Here is a 19386-nt window from a genome sequence, read left to right as displayed (position 1 = left end):
AATGATGCCGGATATTTATGATCTGGAACTGGCGCGAGCAGGACGTGTCATTATTGACGACCTATGCCGTGTCTGGGAGGGGGAATCAGTACTCATTACAATCGACTCCTGCACCGATTGCAAGCCGGCGGAGGAGACGGCAAAGGCCGCAGAAGCGGCGGGAGCCAGGGTGATAATGGCATGGCATTCCACTCCTATGGGATATGGAAAGGTCACCGACTCCATGCTGCCTGAGCCACTTAAAGAAGCCATTCCCGCTGCTGATGTCTGGATTGAATTCAATACCCAATGGCTTCTCTATTCGACCCCCTGGACGAAGGCCGTGTCCAACGGCAGAACCAGGTATCTTTTCTTAGGAGGCCTTGACAGGGAGCGTATCGTCCGCTGTATCGGCAGGATTAATATTAATAAGCAGGAGGCTTTTCAGAACAAAGTTGTTGAACTGACAAGAAAGGCGAAAAAAATGCGGATAACGACGCCGAAAGGAACGGATATTTCCTTTGAAAACAGCCCCGACCGCCCTGTTTTCAGCGAGCTGCGCGCCGATACTCCTGGGGCACACTTTTTGTTGGGGCAGATTGCCTGGGCTCCTGTAGAGGACAGTATTAACGGAAAAATAGTCTTTGACGGTTCCTTCTCGGGAGGGGGAGAAGCGGAACTGGGTATCCTGGCTCACCCCATTGAACTGATTATCAAACAAGGCCGGATCGTCGCCATTAACGGGGATGAAGAGGCCAGGAAGCTGGAGCGCTGGCTGGAGAAGCTGGATGATCCGAAGATGTTCAACCTTGCTCATGTTTGCTACGGGTTCAACCCGGGAGCTCAACTGACCGGGCTTTGTACCGAGGACGAGCGGGTATGGGGGGCAACGGAGTGGGGGATCGGTTTTCAAGGTGCTTATTTCAAGGGGACCCAGGGAGAGGCTGCTTCTCATGCCGACGGCGTCTGCCTGAATTCGTCGGTATGGCTGGACCAGGAGATGCTGCTGGATGAAGGGGTCGTGGTGCACCATGAACTGCTCCCGTTGGCCAGAGAATTGGGAAAATAACGGTATTGGGAGAAGTACCGTTTCGCAGGGAGAGTTGACCATGAATCTACAGGAAATAATGAGGACGGCGGAAAGTTTTCAAAGTGAAATAGTTAATTTCCTTCTGGAATTCTGTGCGATACCTGCAGTTAACCCCTCTTTCGGGGGGACAGGGGAGTTCAAAAGAGCGGTCTGGCTGGCGGATTATCTCAATAACCAGGGAATACCTGTGGAAATCAAAGAGGTGCCCGATGAAGCGGTCCCCGAGGGAAGGCGCCTCAATCTCATCGCGTACATTTCCGGCCGGGAAGCTTCAGCGCCAACCTTATGGTTGGTGGCGCACCTGGATACGGTTGCCCCCGGAGATAAAAGCAGCTGGGCAAGCGACCCTTTTACACCCGTTGTCAAGGGAGAGCGGATATACGGACGTGGTGTAGAAGACAACGGGCAGGCGGTTGCCTGTATCACCTTTGCAGTCAAAATGCTTAAACAGCTCGGCTTGGTGCCGGAAAGAAAGGTAGGGCTTCTGTTCGTCAGCGATGAGGAGGCCGGCAGTGATAAGGGATTAAAGCACCTGGTTCGGGAAGGCCTTTTCAAGCCCGGGGATGAAGCCCTGGTCCCGGATTCCGGCACCCCCGATGGAGGGTTTTTGGAAATAGCGGAAAAGTCGATCCTGTGGTGCAAGTTTAATGTCCAAGGGAAAGAGTGCCATGCTTCCAACCCACTGGCGGGAATCAATGCCGGGTGGATCGGCTCTTTACTGGCGGTTGATATGATCAAGTTCCTTCGAGGTAAATACTGTCACCGGGATGCTCTTTTTAATCCTCCTTTTTCGACTTTTGAACTCACCCAAAAGTTCGGTAATGTGGGAAGCCCGAATGTTATTCCCGGCGAGGACGTCTTTGTAGTGGATTTCAGGGTCTTGCCATCCATCGGCCTTGCCGAAATAATCGAGGATATCGAAAGACTTTTGAGTAAATATGAATACGAGTATGGTGTGAGGATCAAATACGAAACTCTCCAAAGGCTGGATGCGCCAAAACCCACACCGGTTGCTGCACCTATAGTCAAGAAGCTGTCCGGCATCTTAAAGGAGTTTGGGGTGTCTTCCAGGATAGGAGGAATCGGGGGTGGCACCTGTGCCGCCTTCCTGCGAGAGGCAGGTATCCCCGCCGTGGTGTGGTCTACTATTGAAGAAACTGCGCATCAACCGAACGAATATGTGGTCATAGATAACCTGGTTAAGGATACGGCGATCATGCTGGCGTTGATGATGGCACAGAATGGTGCATAAGCCCTCTCCAGGATGCCATCAGATAAAAGCGGGGAAATTTATGCCGGCCGGAAACGGCCGGATTTTTATGTCTTCGCCCAGCATGTCTGCTCGCTTGGCATGTCTGCTGAGTTGCTGGGTGGGAAACTCATGCCCTCTAGCGGCAGGAAATTGCGATAAAAATATCGAAATATGGAAATAGGGTTAGCTTTTGCCTGTAGACCACCAATCCTTGCCAGCGCAGCGACCTGACGGAGGTTGTTACTCGCCCTTGACGAAGGAGCAGCAAACGGCAGCCGAATCGAGACAGGATGTCGAGATAGGCGACTCTGCAACAGGGATGCCGTCATAGGAGCCGGTCGGCTACCTGATGCGATGAGTCTTAGGGCGAGTTAAACCGGAGTCCGGGAGCAAGCTCAAGGATAAACCGGAACGTATTTTTATAGCAGTTTCTTGGAAAAGAAGGGAACCAGGGGAATGCAAACGGGGACATTGAAGCAGGACGACTATATTGCTCAAGCGTGCATGGGAAGGCATGAAACATTCACCCCGCGGTATGGATGGTTGAAAAAAGGTTATGATGCTGTGCTCCAAAATGGTGATGTTTTCAAAGCACGCGACTCAATAGAGCGTCTTGGCGTTGGAAAAAATATGGTCAGTTCTATACGGTTCTGGTGTCAAGCATTCAAGCTCATTGAACCCGACTCTCATGGTTATATAAGGCCGACAAAGTTAGGCCACAGTCTTCTAGATGATGAAGGATGGGATCCTTACCTAGAGGATGTGGCATCTTTATGGTTGCTGCATTGGCAACTCTTTATACCGCCTTTCCAGGCAGTTAGTTGGCCGCTGGCCTTTAACAAATGCAACCTTTGGAGTTTTGATATAAAACAGCTTGCCGGTGTGATAAAAAGTGTTGCCCAAAAGTACCCGCGTTTTGCCTCACTATCGGAGAAATCTTTTGAAAGGGATGCTTCTTGCATAATCAGGATGTATAGCGATGTATCGTCAACGAAAGAGTATGAAATCGAATGCCCTTTTGCTCAGCTGGGGATCATTCGCAGAGCAGAAGAAAAAAACCATTATAGTTTTGATACTGCTGAAAAACCTAACCTGCCACCTTTGATATTTGCTGCTGCTTGTTTTTCGTACATTCACTCATATGCATCAGGAAAACAAAAAACCATGTCTTTGCAGCGGTTAACCTATGATTTTAATTCTCCTGGCGTAGTTTTCAAGGTGCCGGAGAGTGCGGTTGGTTCCTGTCTATATGCTGCCGGAAAGGAATTTGAGAGCTTTTCCCTGGTAGATACGATGGGCAGTATTCAACTTCACTATAGTGGTGCCCCCGAAGAGCTATACTGGGAAGCTCTGCAGAGGTATTACAACTCGAAAAGAACTATACTGGGAGCTAAATGAAAATGAAACTAGTAGACTTTATCACCGTAGACATGAACATCGTTCGCTCAATAAATATAGAAAGAGATTGTAAGGATACCGTTTTAATGGAAGATTACCAGGTAACTACGAAGACTCTCGAGATTCTTGACCGTTTTAGATGTGCTTTAGAAGGAGAGAGGGTTTCCGCCTGGTCTTTGACAGGGCCGTACGGGATGGGCAAATCGGCTTTCGCTAATTACCTTCTCGCTCTTACCGGTCCGACAAGCAGCAAAAGAGCGCAAATTGCTCTTGAGAAACTGAGATCTGCCAATTTTCAGCTGTATGAAAGGCTGTTAGATAGCATAAATAAAGCGGTTGGGAATGCAGGTTTTTTTCAGATTTTTGTAACAGCTGCTTACGAACCCGTGAACAACACCCTGGCTCGAGGGCTGGAGCAGGCGCTAATGGCTTTTGGAATATCTGATACTGCCGAACATCTTTCTAAATTGAAAGCGTTTCAAAGTGAGAGATTTATAGATTCTCATAAGCTTTTTACCGCCTTCATGGATATCCAACAATCTGTTAAAAGGCCCTTACTTATAGTGATAGACGAATTTGGCAAAAATTTGGATTATATGTCGCATTATCATGATCAAGGTGATATTTTCATCTTGCAGCAGTTAGCAGAAGCGGATTCGGTTTACATCTGGGTCTGCCTGCATCAGGCCTTTGACGAATATGTTTTTGGATTATCTACAGCTCAGAGGCAGGAATGGAGCAAGGTCCAGGGGCGTTTTGAGGATATCTCCTTCGTGGAACCGGCACCCCAGATGCTTTACTTGATGCGCAAGGCATTAAAACAAAATAATGACAAGATAGTCAAGGATCGCATAAAGCAATGGGCAAGAGAAGCGTCTCAGCTTATTAATAAAATTAATATACCCTATAAGAATAATTTTGATGAAGATACCATTGCAAGCCTGTATCCTCTTCATCCTTTAACTGCCGTTGCCTTGATTGAACTATGCCGTCGCTTTGCCCAAAATGATCGGACGCTCCTTTCATTCATGTGTAGCGGACAAACGAATGCGTTGCCTGCATACCTGGAAAAGACTGAATTCACCGCTCAGGAAAGATTGCCTGCTTTAGGACTTGACTATCTTTATGACTACTTTTTCAGTATTAGCACTACCGTTTATAGCAACCGCGCTGAATCCCAAAGGTGGATAGAGATTTATGACATAATTGAAAACGCCGGCTACCTTTCATTACAGGATCATGCCATTTTAAAAACCGTCGGAGTGCTTAACCTTTTGTCGGGAACCCTTGGCATCAAAGCTGATCTACATATTATCTATACTGTTATGAGATACTCACAAGGCACAGATAGAGATGCTGTTACGTTGTCGATTAAAAATTTGGTTAAAAGAGGCATTCTTCTGTACAGAGAATACGCTGGGGAGTACCGACTTTGGGAAGGCTCTGATTTTGATGTATACGGAGCGATTCGGGAAAAGAAGGCAAGGCTTTCTATTGGGTCGCTTGAGGCGCTTCTGCAGGAATATTTACCACTTTCTCCGGTTGTTGCTTCTCGCCATGCTTACAAAACTGGAACCGTCAGGCGCTTCGAACGGCGCTGGTTGGATGTGGAATCGCTGTCGGATGATCTAACTCCTCAAAATGGTTATGATGGGCTCTTTCTCTATTGTTTCGGAACCCTTAAAGAGCCGGCTGTTGTCCCGAAAACATGCCGGGATGGTCGGCCGCTTATAATGGCATATGTTTCTTCCAGGACGACTCTTCATGAGCTTGCTTTGGAAGTAATCGCTGCCCGCTTAGTGCTGGAGGAAAGCCATGAACTCGCTCACGATGGTGTGGCGAGAAAAGAGGTTAAGTTTCGCATCAAGGCTGCAGAGCAGCAGTTTCGCGAGCACCTAGCCAGGCTTTATCTCCCCGGCTCTGAGAATGTGCTCTGGTATTCAGAGGGAAAGCGGGTGGAGGTGCGGGACGCTAGAGAACTCTCTTCCAAGCTTTCTGACCTATGCGACCGATTTTATTGGAAATGCCCATATATAGGTAATGAGATGATCAGTTATGAAAAATTATCAAGCGCTGCTGCAAGGGCCCGGCGGGAACTTGTTGAGGCAATGGTAACAAGTGCCGAGGAAGAGCAGCTTGGATTAGAAGGGTATGGCCCTGAGGTAGCTGTATACAGATCTCTGCTTTTGGCAAAAGGGTTGCATGTTATGGATGAAGAGACAGGTTGTTGGCGTTGTTCTTTAGAAGGTAACGATCCCTCGTTGAAATATTTATGGGATAAGCTGGATGAATGTATAGCCGCTGCTGGTGACGAAGGGATAAGCGTTGCCGAAATTCTCGATATTCTGCACGAACCGCCCTTCGGTATGAGGCAGGGACCGGCTCCTATTTATATCTGCTTATATCTTATTGTCAAATCCGAGGAGATCGCCGTTTTTCAAGAAAATTCTTATCGGCCCTATATGACCGCTTCTGAAATGGCTCTGATGGTCAAACGCCCGGATTTATTTACTCTGAAGCGATTTGTTTCCAAAAACGTAGAGCGGGAAGTCTTTGATATTTATAGACACATCTTGAAGGATGCTCAGGTCGGGGGGAATCGCGGACTGCGCAATACTACAATGCTGGGTGTGGTCGGTCCCATAATAAAATTCATAAACAGCCTAACGGCGTATGCTAGAAACACCAGGCAAGTATCCCGTGAAGCCCAACAAGTCCGTTTGGCAATTCAAAGGTCAGTAGATCCGATGCAGCTCTTGTTCGAAGAATTGCCTAGGGCCGTTGGAATTGATTTTAAAGAAAAGTCCGAAAATAACAGCAATTGGCGGGATGAATTGCGAAGAAGACTGAGAGCAGCACTTTTGGAATTGGGCAAAGCATATCCGGCCCTTAATGAACGTGTTCAGAAAATGATGCTGAAAGTTTTTGGGGGCAAAAACTTACAAGATCTGTATGAAAACGAGCGAAAACGAGCCATGCAACTTGTTGACATCTGCGATGAGCCTGAACTTAAGGCTGTCCTCCAAGTCCTGGCGAGAGACTATCAAGATCCTGCCGAATGGGCAAGAGGTGTTGCTGGGATCGTAGTAAAAAAGCATATGGACTCCTGGAACGATGAGGATTTCATGCTATTTGCTGCAAAACTACGAGACTATGCCCACCGCATCTGTCAGCTGGAAACATTGGCTTCTCTTAATGGTTACTTTGTAAAAGAGAATACCAGGCTGATCAGCATTATGAGGCCTGGCGGTAAAATCAGAAGGGAGGTCATTAATATTGGGCAGAGCCAGGATCCAGAGCTTCGGAAGACATTGAGTGCCATTCTGGCACTTCCTGTAGAAAAGGCTAGGGTGATTCTCGCTGCTTTGGCAGAGAAAATTATTGAGAGTGATTCAAATGACAAATAACTGCATCCAGAATAAAGGTAAAAAGGAACGGCATATCCTTGCCCTATCGGGAGGCAAGGATAGCGCGGCATTAGCTGTCTATATGCGCGACAAATATCCGGATTTAGATATTGAATATGTTTTTACAGATAGTGGGTGTGAACTCCCGGAGACTTACGAGTATATAGAAAGAATTCGGGCTGTTCTGAATATTGAAATAACTGTTTTGAGATCCGAGCGAGATTTTGATTACTGGTTAAAGTATTATAAGGGTGTTTTACCATCACCACAGAATAGATGGTGTACCCGCCAACTTAAGCTTAAACCATACGAAGATTATATTGGTAATGATTGGACTTATAGTTATGTAGCTCTCAGGGCAGACGAAAATCGACTAGGGTATAGTAACAAAAAAGGAAACATTCAACCTAGATTTCCCTTTGTTGAGGACAGTATTACTTTGGAAGATGTACTAAACATATTACAAACTTCCGGTCTAGGATTACCAGATTATAGTAAATGGAGAAAGAGATCTGGATGCTATTTCTGCTTTTATCAAACTGATGCTGAATGGAGAGCCTTAAAAAAATATCATCCAGATAAATTTGAAAAGGCTTGTCAATATGAGGAAAACCACTCTGACGGTAGGATTTACACTTGGAGAGGAATTAAAGGGGGTAAACCTCTATTCCTTCGTGATATTGATGAGGATGTTTTAGAGGATGTTTTAAAAGAAAAACCTCAATATGAAAAGAATGCTGTTAAGAAACTATCCCAACTAATAGAAGAGATACCTCTTACCGGTTTAAATGCGTGTGATGTTTTTAAATGAGGTGAAAGAATGTTAGAGGTAGAAGATCTATTGAATCGATTAAGAGTTTACAAACGGGGGGCAGAGGTGAATCCGCATAAATATCTGTTCCTCTTAACTATCGCTGTTATTTTCGAAAAAAAACCTAATCACAAAAATAAGTTCACCTACGATGAAATAGAACCAATTTATTTATCTTACTTTGATATTTTTTTCCCAGATATGGAACAGTACAAAAAGAAATTAGAATATCCCTTTTATCATCTGCAAAGTGATGGCATTTGGCACCTACAAATTAAAGAAGGAAAAGAGTCAATATATAAAATATACGAAAATACCAGACTGACAAAAAAGAGATTAATAGAAACTGTGGATTATGGGTATCTAGATGAAAAGTTATATCAGCTGATGCTAATTGCACAGGAACGAACAAATTTTAAAGAAAAATTAATTGATTTAATTTGTAAAATGAGTAGCCATCAATACCACATTAGTTCAGCTAATACCACGGATGGCAAAGGAATAATAGTAAAAGAACAAAGTAGCTTATTTAAGCATGAGCAATCTGCAATTAGCATTATAAACAGCATAATTACTAACCAAAATATTGGTAAACTTCTAAATAATATCTGGATATATGACAACCAAACAAATAATTATTACGAATATGACATAGTTTTGGTCTCTCGTTCAGGTATATACGTTGTCGAGCTCAAACACTGGTCTGGTCATATCCGAATCGCCCCGTATAATTGGGAAATCAACGGTACCCATTACAGAACCGATCCACATAAAAACAACAGCTTCAAATGCAAAGTGTTGAAAGGGATTTACCAGCATCGCTTTAAGACTTACCCTGATCTATGGATAGAATCCGTTGTAGTCTTTACAAACCCCGAGAGCACTGTTGAAGGTGCTAACTCTCCAGGACTTGCTGCTGAACAAAACACACATAATCTTACCTTTGCTTCCATTTCCGACTTTATCTCTTATTTGAAGAGAAGGGAATCATTACAGGGTCACTTACTTGAAGACCAACAAATAGAAGCCATTATTAATTATATTCATAAACTTAATACTCCCAGACAAAGCATAAAGTATACCGTTCCCGGCTATGAAACCGTAGAATATATATCCCAGAGCCCCGAATGCATTGAACTTGTTGCAAGGCCGATTAACGCACCTGCAAGGGGTTTGCATCGTTTTCGCATCTTTCGTACACCCGCATACGCGAATGCTGAGGGGAAAGAACGTTTTCTTAGAAAGGCTTATAACACTTTAAATGCTGTTTCTCAAATTGGAGATCATCCCCACATCCTTAAAGTTTCTGTGATTAAAAACGAGGACGGGGATATCATCGAAATATCTGATTGGTCGAACACAGGGACGCTGCGGGATCTTATTCGTAGGCACAGAGGTCCTTTTCCTATCGATGAGGCGTTGGGGATATGCCGCAGCATAGCTCATGCTCTCAGTGAGGCGCACCGGCTTGATCTAATTCACCGCGCGGTAAAACCGGAAAACATTCTGATGATGAACGACATTCCTAAATTGATGAATTTTGATCTTGTATATCAAATTGAGGACAACCGTATTACTGTTATTCCAGATGTTTCAAAGCTAAAGGATGATGGTTACATTGCACCGGAGGTACTTGCAGGCGAAGACATTGATGAAGGCACTGACTACTTCAGCTTAGGAGTTATTGCTTATGAAATGCTGACAGGTGTTAAGCCTTTTGCCAGTGTGAGGGAGTTCGCGGCACAAGGTGGAGTTTTAAGTAAACAGTTGCTCCAGAAGCTAGCAGATTCTGGAGTTTCGGCTAGGACCATTGAGACTATCGAAGGTATGATAGTTGCCGACAGGGTAGGGCGCTTGAAAGACGCCGACAAGATTATTGCCGCATTCAGTTTAGATAAAGAAGAAGGCCTGAAAAGTGCTGAACCGGGAAACGTTAATCCTGAGTTGCAAAGCGGTGACCAGTATGATGTTTATGAAATCATTGAACGAATTGGTATAGGAGCAGAAGCACAGATTTACAAAGCGAGGACTCTTCGCGGTCAGCTTGTTGTGCTGAAGCTTTTTAACAAGGAAATTCCCCTGGAAAGGATTCTTAAGGAAGCTGAGATCTCCAGTGCGATCAATTCGGCTTATGTTATTCATTGTTACGACAGAATCGGGCATTGGAAGAACGATCGTTACTTTATCGTATTGGAGTACATTGAAGGGGAATCCCTGCGGAACAAAATCGACCGGCATGAAGGGCCGGATATTGAGACCTTCCGGACCGTTGCACTTTGCCTGATGGATGCTCTGGAGGATTTCCATGAACATAGAGATGAAGAAGGAAATCCTCAGCCACTGCTTCACAGTGACGTCAAGCCGGATAACATATTAATTACGAAGGACAGGAAAGCAGTTCTGATAGATTGTGGGATTGCCGGTGAGCCCAGGGTTGATGTTTTCCAGGGCACTGTGGGGTATGTACCGCCTGACAGCATAAGAGGGACGGATATGGAGTTCTCAGTAGGCGGTGACCTTTTTGCACTGGGAGTTACATTATGGGAGTGGCTTTTTGGTACAAAGCCTTATAATAATCCGGTAATCGGTGATAAACCGCAGATACCTGAGGCTCTAGAAGATGACATACAAAGATATATACCATGGCTGTTGAAGGCTGTAGCAACGCAAGCCAGCGAGCGATTTGCCACAATAAAAGAAATGAGAGAAGCATTCATTGAATGCAGTAAATTGCAGGAAGAAATAAAGCCGGAAGTTGAAAAAACTGAAGAAGTCGGAGCACAATTGCTGCCCGTGAGTATAAACCCCTTTGTCGCTTACCTTAATTCACTTTCTAATGCGTCCGCTTATAACGAAAATGCTACTGCAGAATCCCAATTCGGGAATACTTACTTTGAGAGAATATTTGTTAATAATCCGCTGATTGATTATATTTACGAACAACTGGTTTGCGAGCGTAACAATGTTATCCTTACCGGCAATGCTGGTGATGGCAAAACAACTACTGCTGGGGCGATCATCTGGAAGCTAACGGGGAAGTTTCAACAGCTGAAATCGAAAGAAAAAATCGACGAGCTTAACCTGATGATAGTTAAAGATATGAGCGAGTTACCAGAAGAGGAGCGCTCTCGGGTTTTGGCAGAGGCCCTGGAAAACAAGACGGACAGTTATCTCATCGTTTCTAATACCGGCACTTTGCTGGAAAGCTACAAGAAACTGAAAATAGAGGGAATGGTTATCGATGAAAGCGAGCTTCTAGAGGCTCTAGAAGCAGATGTTCCACAACATATACTCAACGGATGTTTTTTAGTGGTAAACATCGGTAGGATGGACAGTATAGATACTGCGTGCGATGTTTTTAGGCGCATGTTGGACCCCGGGAACTGGCTTCCGAATAAAACATGTCAATATAGAGATTATTGCCCTATCTACAGAAATGTGAAACTTCTCCAGGAAAATCTTGATGTGGTTTCCAAACGGATCATGCTTCTCTACAGGCGCCTATATGAATATAATGTCCGTCTTACCATGCGGCAGATGACCGGACATCTGGCATACGCCATTACTACCGGAATAGACTGCCCTCGGATTGCCGAAATGTCTTACACCGCTCTCCAGGATCTATTGTTAGGTTCTCTTTTCTTTAACAGGTTTTTTGGGGATGATGGCATTGATACAGTCCCTGAAGCTATGCAGCTGTTGCCGGTGCGGCGGATCCGGGAGGCGGAGTTTGGAGTTGTTCTTGACCCCTCATTTGAAAGAAAGGTCTGGGTAGAAGGGGGACCCCCTCTACCCCTCACGGGGGAAGCTAAAAATATATATCAAAAATTGGCAGATGAAGTTGCTAAAGATGGTCCTGCTGCGCGCCGACAGATGCGCCGTCTTGTCTATTTCTTTGCCAAACTTGATGAAATTGGGGAGAAGAAATATGTGTCCAACTTTCTGCGTTCACCGATGTTGATGAGATTTCTGGAATTTACGGCGGGAAATGAGATATCGCCGCTATTGGAACGGAGCTATCGCTACCGGATCCTCCAAGTATTGCAAGAATATTTTATAGGAGCGCGTCTGCCGGAGGAGAGTTGGCAGGAAAAGGATATTTACATAACTTTAAAACGGCGCGAAGGATCTTCTAAAACACAGCTGATACTGGCAGTTTTGCGAGCAGAAGATTTTGCGCTGGCTGTAAAACAAAGATACCAGATAGGGAAAGACCGCAGCGGAATATTTTGCCTGCGTTACCGGCAAGGTGATAGGCTCGCAGAAATGAACCTTGACTTGCCTTTCCTTGATTATGTGGCACGTAGATATGAAGGTGATGTAGTGGAAGAACTCTCTGCTAATTACACTGATCGTCTAGAGCGGTTTAAGGGGGACCTGATGAATATTTATCATACCGGCCAACGGCCGGAGCAAGATGAGGATCGGTATTTGAGATTGTTACGGATTGGCCCCGACCGTACGTTTCGGGTGATGAAGATTATTGTTTCTGACAGTTCGCTGGAGGTGTTCATGTGAGTTTACCGGTGCCTTTTCCTCACATCAAAGATGTTGCTGGTGATTACAATCCTGCTATCAGGTTATTTGGTAAGCGATTTTCCAATGAACAAACAATTGTGGAATACTTGGCCGAATTTCTGGCCGTTGTCTTTTCGGATAAACGGATCGGTAACGGCGAAACAATCGAGTCTCCTCTTCCTTCGCTTGAAGAACTTCGGAAATGGTACGACACCCCTGATGCTAAACTGTTCTATAAACCCCCTATAAAGCTGAACCTGAAACTTCTGGCATTTCTTGGCATTTCCCGGGTTGACTCCAGACACTATATTCACAAGAAACACTATGAAAACTTAATAAATGAGCTGGGAAAAAATATAAAAGTAAGCGGTTGCACTATTGAAGAGGTGAAGGATTGGATAGAGGATTTGTTGCGTGGTTTTCAGGGGGCAGGATTTAACAGGACCTGGTGTGCCCAGACTTTTTACCCTGTATCAGCCCATCTTCTTACGCAGGAAACAATATGGAATGAAACTGTTGCAAAAAAACAATCTGTTCTTAGTTGGCATGATACTATAAAAGATTTTAACAAATTTTACAGTACTAAAAAACGAGACTTCCTCTCAAGAGGTGGCGAACTACTATACTTGCAGCTGTGCAATGTTTTTGCAAACAGGCAAGCGGCAATAGAAGATATTGCAAAATCATTGGGGTTTTGTTCTGATGAATCCAACCTATCTAAGCTGCACCGGTCGCTGCAGGAAGGGCTGAAGGAGCTGAGCGGTCGGTACACGGCTGCTTTTGAGCGCCTGGTTGATTATCTAGAGCTGCTCGACAGAGAAACGCATGAACTGACCGACGAGAAGACTGAAGCTCTGGTTTGTGAGTGGTGTCCTGAGGAGAGTTGGCTAGAGGGTTATCTGTTTGCTGTAGAAATCAATCGACTTTTAGCGGCAGTATTAGACCCAGTGGAGCGCCTGGAGCTTTTGATGACTGGTTTTGCCCTTCATGTTCTGCGTAGTTTGTGCGCCCAGAGCTTGCGATATGCAAGAGGCTTTACCGGTGCAACGAATGATACTGCTCTTGGCTATGCCTGGATCTTTTCACCTCCGGCTTCATCTTCGCGACAATTGCGCCTGGCTTCTCAGCGGAATTTGCAGTTCATTCAGGGACTTATCCAAAAATCTCTTCGGTCTGATGCATTACAGAAGAATGCTGCCCGTGACCCTCGTAAAGAGAAGAGTAGGCTCTATAAAGAAGCAGACACTAAATATGGGCACAAGCTGTTTCTCTCTCTAGGAAAAAAGCTTGGAATGATCGTGCCTAAGAAAGGGCCTGGCGCTAGGTTTATTATGACCGATAAGATTTTGCGCTATCTGGTCTTGGTACTTTTGAGGCCGGGTGAACGGTGTACTTATGATGAATTTCTGAGGCGACTTTATTACCATTATGGGATTGCTATTGAAGGAAAGGAACTTATAGGAGCCTTAAACTGGAGTGGATTACCTGCCAACAGTTCTGTCCTGCCGGCGAAGGGTTCCTGGTTAGCCGAGATGCTCAGGGCAGGCGGTTTTTTGACCGAGCTTTCGGATGCGTGTTCTATAGTGCGCAACACTTTTAGTAAAAACAATTGATTGAGGGGTAAGCGTTATGAAGTATATGGCTGAATCGTTAGTTAAATATATCCTGGAGGAAACTGCTAAGAGTTCGGGTGTGCTCCGGTTCGTACTTCCTTCTTATCCATCGAGTCTCCTATTGAAAATCGGTTACGAACTAGGTGAAGAGTTCAACAGGTTAGTTGACCGCCGGGTTGCTTTTGAATACGGGATTGCTTACGGTTTGGGTAAGGAGTGGGAGAAGGGTACACCTGCTGACAGGTCAACCTTTGAAGCAATACGCCAAAAGAATTGGTATAATGAGCGAGATAATCTGACCAGCCTCCGCAATCGCGTAAAGGATCCTGACTATGATTGCCTTGTTATCCTTTTAGCGGGTTACGAACATATTGATGACCGGGCTAGTTTGCAAGATTTTTTCCACCTGGACCAGCAGGCTGTTTGGACACTGTGTCTGAGGAGATCATTTAAAGACTGGGTATACGCTTGCTTAAAAGATTATGTAAACCCAGACGGCAGTGAGCAGGATTTTGAACGTATTGCAGATTTGTTTAAAGTTCTTTTTGATTACGGCCTGACAGATCTTTTAGCCGTTAGCTGTTATCTGGAGGAGCAGGACTTTACAGGCATAATGAGCGGTATGGATGCCTATCGACATATTCTTAGTAACCTCTCATTCTTTAAATTGCCTTGTATGAGCGGATTAGGTGGAAGGTTTGCTTCACTACGGGGGTCATTGTCGAAATATGTTGTCCCTGCACAAGAGTTCTTCAATTATCATATGTTTCTCGATGCGACTGCCAGGGAAAAGGCCGTTAAAAAGATCGAAAATTTCAGGGCCAGTTTTGGGGATAATGAGCTAGAAAACGACATCGGCGGCGGTTTTACGTCGATGGACGAATTACTGGATGCTCTAAAAGACTACATTGAAAACAGGTCGGAGGCAGCCCGCGAGAGACTGTGGTCCGCCGACTTCATTTATATTTACAACAAGATCCTTAATTACAAAGAGAGGAGCAGACGAATTGAACGGGAGCACAAAGCGAGAAGGCTGACTGGTCTCCCTCCTGAAGTTTTCTTGCGGGCACTGTGGATTGCATTGGGTGATTTTAAAAGAGAAGAGAGAGCGCGCTCGGTACTTGCTGCCGAAAATTTAAACAGTATTACCTTAAAGAGCACCTTGTTCAAGCATGACTTTGATGCCGGTGATGACGGTGATGACAGGCAACTTGCAACAGCCTTTCTTAGGCAGATACTGGGAGGAATCGATGATTACTTAGAAGATCAACTGCGATTATATCTAGGAGACGAGCAGCATCCAATTGCTGTTGGCTTTGAGTCTCTTCTCTTCCCGAGTGAGGAAAAAAGCACTCTGGCGTATACAAAGACGACGACGGGTGAACCCTACCTAAAATTTGAGGTTGTAATTACAACCCGTACAGGTAAGCCCTACCGGCGTGAATTTATCTGGGTACTTCCCCAAAACCACCAATGCCGTCTTCTAGCGGATATGTTTGGATGGGCACTGGATGAATACAAAAGAAGCGGTAACGCTCTCCCCGTTTTTGCTGTGCCGTATATGCGAGAGATTTTTATGGCTCGGGATGAGGATGAGGTTAACCGTTTATTAAGTTCTGCTATTCGGAGCGGCAAGTGCACGATGGCCGACTTGCTTAGCGCCGCAGGAATTGACAGTTCGGACGAGGTTAAGTCCCTGGTGGGCGAACTGTCAATTTGTTATCAACTGTTTCTCAGAGAGTTTGAGACCTCGGGATTCTTTAACGCATTGAAGAAGAGATATAATTCCCTCCGAAAGGCTTACTGCGCTGCCTATGAAAAATATCTGCAAAAGAGCGGAAAAAGCGCTTTCGGCCCGCTTCTTATGAAATCCTTTACGATTGTATCTGGGAGCAGTCTCACACGAGCGAATTGGGAATGGGACGATTACCTAGAATGCGCAGTGGTCACACCTTTGCATCCGGCCCTCCTTGAAGTGATCCATCACCAGCACGCTTACCTGTGCGAAAGCTTTTGTTATTATGCCAGGAGGGGGGTAGAGGAGTCCGGGAACAGAACGTTAACTGAAAAGCGCTGGGACCGTGTCGTGGATCTATCCAGTATCAAGTGGCCGGTTTTTGGTACTCTTAAAAACTTGAGCTGGGAACTTGATACTAATGTCCGAAGTTATGGTTACATTCATTTGATAGGTGAATGTCAAGAACCCTCCTCTTCGATTACTTCCCAGTTACTCTTGGAATACGATGACACTGAAGACGAAGAGGTAACCGATGCTGAACTCTTCCGGGAAACTCAAGATTCCCGGCTTATTGAGGAGGTTTTGTTCAATTATCAGGATCTGCATCCTTACGCCAGCGACGGCATAAGTATCGCTGCGTATTGCGGGAGGGAGATTCAGCCGGTAATCGCCGGTATTGATGCTTATCTCGCCGCTCTTCTGAAAGAGCGAGAAGAAAGGCCATATGCTTTACAGTTGACTATTTTTTCTGATACCAGGGATGATTCGGCTGTCATGCAGTGGATCAATGCCTGGAAGGACCGGTGGCAGGAAGCGGAATTGGCGCCCGGCAACCGGCGTTATAACAACTGCAGAATTTCTGTTTCCTACCGGGTTGTTTCAAGGGAAGACGATTTTGAGCAATTTAAGAAGTTGTTAAGGAGCACGGACCTGGATGTAATTTTCTTTATAAACTTCATGGAATCAAGTGCAAGCCGCTTTGAGTTGCTTGGAGAAGAACATCATTCCGAAGATGGGTACCGCAAGTTCCCGGTATTAGAAAAGGTCTGCTGCCGGGTAACCGGCGGCGGAAAGGAAAAAAGGCGAGAAAGAGTGCTGAGTAATCAGCGCTTTAAACTGGGACCTTTACATGCAGAAGTTATGGCTCGTATACAAAAAGGCCACTGTGATCCGGCCCTGAGACATGCAATTATCAGCTTTAGCGATTTTCGACCGTGGACAGCTGTAATAGATGCCGCACATCAGAGCAGCGCTTGGGTTGTTTGTATAGATCCATTTGTGGATGAGCAGCTGCTTCGGCGGGTAGGGACGGATGGAGCCAGGACCCGGGAAATTATTGGCTTTGGCACCGGTGTAGGGCCACATGGAGAAAATAACTATACGGTTTCTACTGAGAGATTTGATATGGTAGACATTAAGAAGAGAATCAGCGACCAGATCTCTGCCCTGCTAGGGCCGTTAGAGCCTGATTTGTCTAATCGTATTGCCGAGAGTCTTGTTAAAGAGACGGAATATATTGCCGGTCTATCAGTAGTGAAGGCAACCGGTCCCTCCCAGTACGTGCGGGACTATATTGCTTATGCGATGGTCAGAAAGTTGCTTCCCAGGGACAAAGGAGCCTTTTGTGACGAGATCGTTTCCCTGGATGCTTTCCGGCACTGGTTTGACGAGGCTGCCGACCGTAAGCGCCCTGACCTTTTGAGGCTGCAGGCTCATATTGTAGATGGTTATTTCCAGATAAAGGCTCAGATCATCGAATGTAAGCTGGCTCAACAGTCAGAAGGATATCTGGAGGAAGCCCGCCAGCAGATAGAAAGCGGCTTGAATCATCTGGTAGCTTGTTTCCGCCCCCGTGCAAAAGATGATCCCCAAGGAATCAATGACCGGCCCGACCAACGCTATTGGTGGATGCAACTGCATCGCTTGATTGCCAGCAGGGGCGAGACGAAACAGCCTAGCTACAAGGAAACTCTCCTCGCTCTGGAACGTTTGAGTGAAGGGTATTTCTCTATCACGTGGCAGGCAACGGCGGTAGCCTTTTGGACCGATCAGAACAACGACAATATCAGCTCTATTCCTCAATGGAACTTCTGTTTAGAAGGGCAGGACCTGGTCATTTCCGTTGCTACGGCGGGCAAGGACTTTATTAAAAAGGTATGCCTTGATGATGAGGTTACTGCAGATCTTTTCTGTAGTGGTCTTTTCTGTAGTGGCTCAGAACTGATTTATACGTCTAACAAGTGCGATGAGAAACAAAATACCGCAGGAAATGGTAACGTCTTGCCTGGTGAGCAAGAAGCCTGGGAACGGCTAGAAGAATCCTTAATACCTCCTGCAGATGAAGGGAGGATGGTAACAGATGAACCGGAGGATGTTGCCGTTGAGAAGGAAACCGGGAAGGACAGTAGTTCAGTTGTTGTGCAACGTAAATACATTCCCAAGCGAATTCTTTTAGGAAGCGGTACTGCTGGCGGAAGGGATGTCTACTGGGAATTCGGGCATCCAGACCTACCAAACAGGCACATTCTTTTATTTGGGGCATCTGGCACGGGGAAAACCTACACCATTCAAGCTTTAATTTGTGAACTCGGCAAAGCAGGGCAAAATAGCTTGATTGTGGACTATACCAATGGATTTACTACCAGGCAATTAGAACCAATAGTACTTGAAAAGCTGAGTCCAAAGCAACACTTCGTTCGCAAAGAACCCCTGACTATCAATCCTTTTCGCAGGCAGCAGGACTTCCTCGACGATGTACAAATAGAAGAAAGTCCCGCAGCAACTGCTCAACGAGTTAGCGGGGTATTTGCCGAGGTTTATCAGTTAGGCGACCAACAGAAATCGGCACTTTACAATGCTATCCGGGATGGAGTAGCTCAAGAAGGGAGCAGTTTCAATCTTCACAGGTTGTTGGATAAGCTGAATGAAATTCGTAGTGCTGGTGGCCCAACCGCCAACTCCGCTGCGAGTGTGGTTAGTAAAATCCAGCCGTTTGTGGATATGAACCCATTTGGTGAAGAAGATATTGACAGCTGGGAAAGGTTGTTTACGGATCCAGTATCAAGGTGCCACATTATCCAGTTGGCCGGTTTCATGAAAGATACTGCTAGGTTGATAACGGAATTTTCTCTCATCGATCTCTACTGGTACTACCGCTCGAGGGGTAATAAGGATCATCCAAAGATCATAGTGCTCGATGAGATTCAGAATCTTGACCATCGTTTGGAGAGCCCACTGGGGCAATTTCTCACCGAAGGTCGTAAGTTTGGTATTTCTTTAATACTGGCTACTCAGACCCTGAGCAACCTTGATAGGGATCAGCGAGATAGGCTCTTTCAGGCAAGTCATAAACTTTTTTTTAAGCCTGCAGATACCGAGATCAGATCTTTTGCCCAGATTCTGGCAGATGTCACTAACGGGCGGCTCGACGAATGGGTTGAACGTCTATCTGCGTTGAAGCGAGGGGAATGTTACTCACTGGGTTTCGCCTACAATGAAGCGACCAGCAGGTTAGAAGTGAATAAATGGTTTAAGATTCGGATCAAACCCCTAGAGCAGAGGTTTTAAGGGGGCATTTCTG

8 protein-coding genes are annotated in these 19386 nt (G+C 45.6%); all 8 read left to right on the top strand.

All coding sequences use genetic code 11. The annotated features are described in order from the left end of the window. Nucleotide 1 precedes the first annotated feature (1 nt). The 8 genes from TPH_RS08485 (at nt 2) to TPH_RS08450 (ending at nt 19373) form a co-directional block, all read left to right on the top strand. Nucleotides 2-1048 (top strand): M29 family metallopeptidase, encoded by a 1047-nt coding sequence (locus TPH_RS08485; protein ID WP_201764434.1) that lies wholly within the window; start codon nt 2-4, stop codon nt 1046-1048. A gap of 40 nt (nt 1049-1088) precedes the next feature. Further along, complete coding sequence (locus tag TPH_RS08480; protein WP_037998982.1) at nt 1089-2321, top strand: M20 family metallo-hydrolase; 1233 nt, start codon at nt 1089-1091, stop codon at nt 2319-2321. Between the two features lie 471 nt (nt 2322-2792). After that, nucleotides 2793-3719: a DUF4007 family protein gene (locus tag TPH_RS08475; RefSeq protein WP_201764433.1), complete on the top strand. Its 927-nt coding sequence runs from the start codon at nt 2793-2795 to the stop codon at nt 3717-3719. Nucleotides 3720-3721: 2 nt separating this feature from the next. Beyond that, on the top strand, nt 3722-7126 hold the full coding sequence (locus TPH_RS08470) for a hypothetical protein (RefSeq protein ID WP_015050784.1): 3405 nt from the start codon (nt 3722-3724) through the stop codon (nt 7124-7126). Then, nucleotides 7116-7937 carry a phosphoadenosine phosphosulfate reductase family protein gene (locus TPH_RS08465; protein ID WP_015050783.1) on the top strand — a complete coding sequence of 274 codons (822 nt, stop codon included), beginning with the start codon at nt 7116-7118 and terminating at the stop codon, nt 7935-7937. Before TPH_RS08470 ends, TPH_RS08465 begins: the two co-directional genes overlap by 11 nt. Before the next feature lie 9 nt (nt 7938-7946). Further along, a complete protein-coding gene (locus TPH_RS08460) occupies nt 7947-12455 on the top strand; it encodes a protein kinase domain-containing protein (protein WP_015050782.1) in 4509 nt (1502 codons plus the stop codon). Beyond that, on the top strand, nt 12452-14068 hold the full coding sequence (locus TPH_RS08455; RefSeq protein WP_015050781.1) for a hypothetical protein: 1617 nt from the start codon (nt 12452-12454) through the stop codon (nt 14066-14068). The genes TPH_RS08460 and TPH_RS08455 overlap by 4 nt, the downstream gene beginning before the upstream one ends. 16 nt (nt 14069-14084) lie before the next feature. Beyond that, a complete protein-coding gene (locus tag TPH_RS08450) occupies nt 14085-19373 on the top strand; it encodes an ATP-binding protein (RefSeq protein WP_015050780.1) in 5289 nt (1762 codons plus the stop codon). Nucleotides 19374-19386 lie beyond the last annotated feature (13 nt).

Source organism: Thermacetogenium phaeum DSM 12270, from assembly GCF_000305935.1.
GTDB classification, from domain to species: Bacteria; Bacillota; DSM-12270; order Thermacetogeniales; family Thermacetogeniaceae; genus Thermacetogenium; species Thermacetogenium phaeum.
This window is presented reverse-complemented; position numbering and strand designations above follow the sequence as displayed.

What these genes read in the sequence shown, in the direction of transcription:
- TPH_RS08485 (WP_201764434.1), top strand. Translation starts at nt 2, where the DNA reads ATGATGCCGGATATTTATGATCTGGAACTGGCGCGAGCAGGACGTGTC.
- TPH_RS08480 (WP_037998982.1), top strand. Translation starts at nt 1,089, where the DNA reads ATGAATCTACAGGAAATAATGAGGACGGCGGAAAGTTTTCAAAGTGAA.
- TPH_RS08470 (WP_015050784.1), top strand. Translation starts at nt 3,722, where the DNA reads ATGAAACTAGTAGACTTTATCACCGTAGACATGAACATCGTTCGCTCA.
- TPH_RS08465 (WP_015050783.1), top strand. Translation starts at nt 7,116, where the DNA reads ATGACAAATAACTGCATCCAGAATAAAGGTAAAAAGGAACGGCATATC.
- TPH_RS08460 (WP_015050782.1), top strand. Translation starts at nt 7,947, where the DNA reads ATGTTAGAGGTAGAAGATCTATTGAATCGATTAAGAGTTTACAAACGG.
- TPH_RS08450 (WP_015050780.1), top strand. Translation starts at nt 14,085, where the DNA reads ATGAAGTATATGGCTGAATCGTTAGTTAAATATATCCTGGAGGAAACT.